4 protein-coding genes are annotated in these 5,852 nt (G+C 68.8%); 1 reads left to right on the top strand and 3 read right to left on the bottom strand.

Annotated elements, in window-relative coordinates; genetic code table 11:
* From VFO68_RS10855 to VFO68_RS10845, 3 genes are all read right to left on the bottom strand, one after another.
* On the bottom strand, positions 1-1,262 hold a 1,262-nt coding region (locus VFO68_RS10855), incomplete at its 3' end, for a beta-galactosidase (protein ID WP_325158089.1).
* Positions 1,259-2,014 (bottom strand): GH12 family glycosyl hydrolase domain-containing protein, encoded by a 756-nt coding sequence (locus VFO68_RS10850; protein WP_325158088.1) that lies wholly within the window; start codon positions 2,012-2,014, stop codon positions 1,259-1,261. The genes VFO68_RS10850 and VFO68_RS10855, both read right to left, overlap by 4 nt.
* A 20-nt stretch (positions 2,015-2,034) precedes the next feature.
* Positions 2,035-5,043 (bottom strand): glycoside hydrolase family 3 protein, encoded by a 3,009-nt coding sequence (locus VFO68_RS10845; RefSeq protein WP_325158087.1) that lies wholly within the window; start codon positions 5,041-5,043, stop codon positions 2,035-2,037.
* 488 nt (positions 5,044-5,531) lie between these two features.
* Here VFO68_RS10845 and VFO68_RS10840 point away from each other — a divergent pair.
* On the top strand, positions 5,532-5,852 hold a 321-nt coding region (locus VFO68_RS10840), incomplete at its 3' end, for a hypothetical protein (protein ID WP_414635484.1).

Here is a 5,852-nt window from a genome sequence, read left to right as displayed (position 1 = left end):
TCCAATGTGGACATGTCGTCGGTGCGCGCCGCCCGGTCGGTGTGCCGGACCAGCACGAACTGCGTGCGACTGTCCGGGTTGGCCCGGGCCGAGGTGGTGAGGGCCGGGTTGGCCGAGGCCGGCGCGGCGGCCGGGTCGGTCTTGGTCAGCGGCGCCACCGTGGTGGCGAAGTAGCCCTGCCGCTTGAACTCGTCGTACTTGTCGGTGTGCTGCCGGGCCTCGGTGATGGCCGCACCGTAGTCGTAGGAGGTGTAGACGTCGTTGGGCTGACCCAGCCAGCCCCAGTTGGTGCCGCCGTAGGCCATGTAGTAGCCGAACGCCGTGGCGCCGCTCTCGACCATGTTGGACTTGTAGAAGAACTTCATGTAGTCGGGTCCGGTCAGCTCCCGGCAGCCTTCGTAGCCGGCCCGGTTCAGGTCGATCGCCCCGGCCTGGTACTCCGCCGCGTAGACCGGCGCGTCGTCGCGCAGCCGCTCGGTGACGCCCTGGCCCCACGGCCCCCACACGTCCGGGGTCTGACACTCGAAGGACTGCGGATAGTCGTCCACGCCCGGAACCTGCACCGCACCGGGCCCGGTTCCCCAACTGGACGACCAGGACGCGGCGTCACAGCAGGCGTTGTGCGTGATCGGCAGGTCGATCCCGGCCGCCCGGGCCTGGTTCTGCAGGTCGGTCATGTACTCCGCGGAGGTGTTCACCGCGTACTCGTTCTCCACGTTGTAGAGCAGCACCGAACCGCCCCGGGTGACCTGATGCCGGGCGATGATCGGGTTGATGCGACCGAGCCAGTCCCGGTAGGCCGCGGTGTAGCCGGGGTCGCTGGACCGCGCCCGGCCCGGGACCTGCTTGAGCCAGGCCGGGAAGCCGCCGCCGCTCACCTCGGCATTGATGTAGGGACCCGGCCGGACCACCACGTACAGACCGAGTTCCTCGGTCATCCGCAGCAACCGGTCCACGTCCCGGACACCGGTGAAGTCGTACACGCCCGGCGCGGGCGAATGGTAGGCCCAGTTGAAGTACAGCGAGACTCCGTTGAACCCGGCGGCGCGGATCCGCTCCAGCACGTCCCGCCACAGCTGCTGGCTGGGCAGCCGGAAGTAGTGGAACTCCCCGCCCCACAACAACACCCGTTTGCCATCCACGGTGACCGAGTAGTGGTCGTAGCCGACCGTGTGGGCCGGGCGGGACAGCGGTTGCGCCGATGCGGGCGGCACGGCGAGGAACCCGGCGACCAGCAGGGCCGCGAGCAGCAGCCGCCTCATCGGATGTCCGCGGTGTAGGAGTCGACGTCCAGCCGGCCGTTGCCCACGAACACCTCGGTGCCGTGCTCGATGCTGGACAGGTACTTGGTGTTCGCCACCCAGCCGCGGCCGACCAGGTTGTTCAGGAAGTCCTGCAGGTGCAGCGTGGCCGAGGTGGCGTTGGACCGGCGGATGAACGAGAAGACGTTCCAGCCGATGTTGCCCCGGTAGAGATCCCAGCTGGTGCCGGCGATGTTCACCGTGCCCTGCAGGGTGCCCAGCGGCCCGGCGCCGCCGGACCGGAACGTCCAGATCATCACCTCGTCGGTCGGGTTGTTCGGCCAGTCCGGGTTGGGAATGTCGTGCAGCCACAGGTCGTACGCGACGTTCATGGTGCTCGACCCGGACACCCGGTACCGCACGTCGGTGAAGATGTCCCGGCCCGCGTTGAGCCGAACCGGCAACTCGGTGCCGCTGGTCTTCCAGCCCCAGTGCCAGCCGAGCACGCTGCTGGAGTAGGACTTCACCTGGCTGGGCTGCCCGGACCAGGTCCAGTTCGTGTTCCAGCCGATGGTGGAACCGGACCTGGTGTCGGCAACGCACTGCGAGCCGGAGCCGGAGCCCTGCCCCCACAGGTTGTTGTTGACGTAGTACTTGCCGAGCGTGATCGTGCCGAACGCCGTGCAGGTGCTGGCCGCCTGGGCCGGTGTGGCGGGGGTGAGAACCACCGCCACGCAGGCCGCAGCAAGCAGGGATGCCGTCTTGCGCAACATGAGAGTGCCGCCTTCGCGGGTTATCGCAGGGAGAAGGTGCTGATCCGCAGGTCTCCGGTGAACACGAGATACACGTCGTGTCGGCCGCTGGCCGCGCTGATCCGGCTGGACACCGTGGTGTAGACGTACTTGTCCCCCGTGCTCGGCACGGTCGCGGTGCCGACCACCCGGCCGTGCACCGGGTCGTCGAGCCGGATCTGGATCGACGCGGTGCCGGCTTCGGCCCGGGCCACCTGCGCCTGGAAGCTGCGCGCCCCGGACCGCAGGTCCGCGTCGGTGAACTTCACCCAGTCACCGGCACTCGCGCCGACCGCGTCACCCCGGACCTTGCTCTCGTCCACGAGGTCGACCCCGGAGTAGTCGTCGAAGTCGATCGCCCGGGTGTCCGAACCCAGGTGCCGCGCCGGAATCCGGTCGCCGTCCACCCGCAACGTCGCCCGCTGCCGGATGTCCGCCACCGAGGCGCCGACCATCAGGTCGTGGGTCGCCGACTCGACCACCCACCGGCCCCGGGTGACGTCCCAGTGCGCGAGGTCCTCGGCGGCCAGCCGCAGCCGCACCGTCTTGGTCTGCCCCGGTTCCAGGTGCACCCGCTGGAACGCGCGCAGTTGGGCTACCGGCTGCTTGTCCCGGGACGAGCGCTGATGGCTGTAGAGCTGCACCACCTCGTCGCCGGCCCGCCGGCCGGTGTTGCTCACCCGGACGCTGACCTCGACTGTCTGATGTGGACGGACCGTGCTGTCGCTGACCCGGAGGTCGCCGTAGCGGAACGAGGTGTACGACAACCCGTGCCCGAAGGCATAGAGCGGATCGCCGCCGTAGTAGAGGTAGGTGCGGTTGGCCTTGATGATGTCGTAGTCGAGGATGCTGGGCAGGTCCGCCTCGGACCGGTACCAGGTCTGGGTGAGCCGGCCGGCCGGGTTCACGTCGCCGAACAGCACGTCGGCCACGGCGTGGCCGGTCTCCTGTCCCGCGTGCGAGGTCCACAGGATCGCCGGGATGTTCTGCTGCTCCCAGGTGAGCGTGGTCGGATAGCTGTTCTCCACCACCACGATCGTGTTGGGGTTGGCCCGGTGCACCGCTCTGATCAGTTCGGACTGGCTTTCGGCCAGCGCCATCCTGGTCCGGTCGTGGTCCTCGCGGCCGTTGATGAACGGCATGCTGCCGACCACGACGACCGCGGCGTCGGCGCCGGTGGCGGCGCGCACCGCGGCGTCGACCCCGCTGCTGACCGTCTCCTTGGTGAACCGGGTGGCACCGGCGGCGTCCGGCGAGCCCAGCGTCAGCGTGCCGTCCGCGGCGACGGTGACGTAGTTGTTCGGGCCTTCCCAGTCGTTCGGGGTCTCGAACCCGGTGTAGTGCAGCACGAAGGTGCCGTCACCGGCGGGCTCGAGCTTGAACTGCTGCTGGACGAACCAGTCCCGGGGCTGCGGGGCGCGGTTGACGAACGGGCTGGTCGCACCGAAGTCGAAGCGCTCGACGTAGCGGCCGTTGGCCACGCTGCGCAGGGTGAGCACGCCCTGGCCCCAGTCGAAGGCGTCGAACTGCTCGGTGGCGCCCGCGCTGGTGCCGGCGGCGCGCAGCATGGCGCCGCTGTCGCCGGTACCGGCGCTGACGTAGCGGCCGGTGGCCGTCTCGCGCAGGGCGATCCGGTCCACGGCCTCGGTGTCGGCCACCGAGGCGCCGCCACCCAGCCGCTCCTTGATGCCGTCCAGCGGGGTGACCCGGTACGGCGGGGCGCCGGAGTACCAGTCGGTGTACAGCGTCTTCTCCAGCGGCCCGATCACCGCGACATTCCTGGCCCTGGCCGGGTTCAGCGGCAGCGCGCCGTTGTTCTTCAGCAGCACCATGGCCTCGCCGGCCACCTTGCGGGCCAGCGCCTGGTGCGCCGGGCTGTTCACCACATCCATGCCGATCTTCGCGTACGGCCCGCCGTCCGGGTCGAAGTCACCCAGCCGCATCCGCACGGTCAGCACGTGCCGCACCGCCGTGTCGATGTCGGCCTCGGTGAGCAGGCCCTGGGCCAGCGCGTCGCGGATGTGGCCGATGGTGGGAGCGGAATTCTGGTTGTCGACGGTGAAGCTGTCCAGCCCGGCCTTGAGGGTGGCGGCGAAGCCCTCCGCGTTGGTGGCGTAGTACTGCTCGGATCCGGTGAGGTTGTACGGCGCGAACGCGTCGCTGACGTTGTAGAGCGTCTTGTCGGTCCAGGTCCGCACCACGTCGTTGAAGTCCGGGTTGACCGTGTTGGGCCGGCCGTTGACCAGGTTGTAGGCGCCCATCACGCCGGTCGCGGCGTCGGCGGAGATCGCCGGTTTGAAGGCCAGTTCGTCGTACTCCCGCAGCACCCGGGGCCGCAGGTTCGACGAGGTGGTGTCGCGGCGGATCTCGTTGTTGTTGGCCAGATAGTGCTTGAGCACCGGCGCGGTCTTCAGGTACTTCGGATGATCACCGGTGAGCCCCTTGCCGTACGCGGTGGAGATCGCGCCGGTGAGCAGCGGGTCCTCCGAGTAGCCCTCCTCGTTGCGGCCCCAGCGCGGGTCGCGCAGCAGGTTCACCACCGGCGCCCATAACTGCGTGCCCCACACCCCCGGCGCCTGCGAGTTGTAGCCGCGCGCCTCGTCGCCGACCACGGCGCCGACCTGCTTGATCAGCGCCGGGTCCCAGGTCGAGGCGAGCCCGATCGCCTGAGGGAACACGGTCGCGTTGGCGGTGACCACGGCGCCGTTGTTGTTCCGGTCGGTGGTCCACGCCAGGCCGTGCAGGGCTTCGGTGCCGGTCTTGAACTCCGGGATGCCCAGGCGTGGGATGGCCGGCTGGAACTGGTGCAGCAGCGAGATCTTCTCGTCCAGCGTGAGCCGTCGCAGCAGGTCGTCGACCCGCACGGACAGCGGCCGCCCGGGATCGTTGAACGGGTAGGCCGACGGCTTCTGCGCCGCTGCCGCCGTCGTGCTGAGGCCGGTCATCAGCGCGGCGGTGAGGACGAGGACGCCGAGCCGGCGCGGGAGGGCAGAGACACGTCGGTTCCTCATGAGCACGCTCCATCGGGGCTCAGTCGAAGTCTCTGTCGAAGCGCTTCGACGATGGTCGCCGATCGTCGGAGTTCCGGGTGAACGTTGCTGGTTATGCCCCACGTGTCGACGCCGACCCGCATCGATGATCAATTTATCGAAGCGGTTCAACACGCACCGGCGATGTTAGGCCCGGCACGTGCGTCACGACAAGGGGTCGTCCGAGTGGCACGGTGCGTCACCAACCGCGCCGGCGCCAGCCCAGTGATCCACTGCCCGGTTCCACCACCCGTCTCGATCGGGTGAATCAGCGGGTGGTTTTCTCGGGCAATTCCCGGTCGGAAACGACATCGTGATCAGTCTGTTTCGGCGCTCGCCTGGCGATCCCACCAACCGCGATTTTCCCCCATTCGGGCCGTGCCGGTGAACGGCGCCTGAAACCCGAAGTGCGCCCACTGTGGACCGGTGCTTCCATGGCCGCAACCTGTACCCCTCGAAAGGTTGATGTCATGAGATCCCTTGAAACATCAGGAAAACACCGCCTCCGCCCGACCCGCTCGGGCCGAAGGTTCCGCTTCATATCGGGCCTGCCCGCCCTCCTCCTGGCCGGCACCATGATCGCGGCGATGTCGATTCCCGCCGCCGCGGACCCCTCCGCGATCCCAGATACCTCGACACCGAACGTCGCCGTCGCACCTCCCGATACCGACACCGACGCACAACCGCCGGACGATACGAATTCGGACGACCAAGACAACCCCGACACCGACGACCAGTCCGACGACCCCGCCGACACGGACACCGACCAGCCCGACGACCAGTCCGCTGAC

The sequence above is a fragment of the Actinophytocola sp. genome (assembly GCF_035712165.1).
Taxonomy (GTDB): domain Bacteria; phylum Actinomycetota; class Actinomycetes; order Mycobacteriales; family Pseudonocardiaceae; genus DASYTH01.
This window is presented reverse-complemented; position numbering and strand designations above follow the sequence as displayed.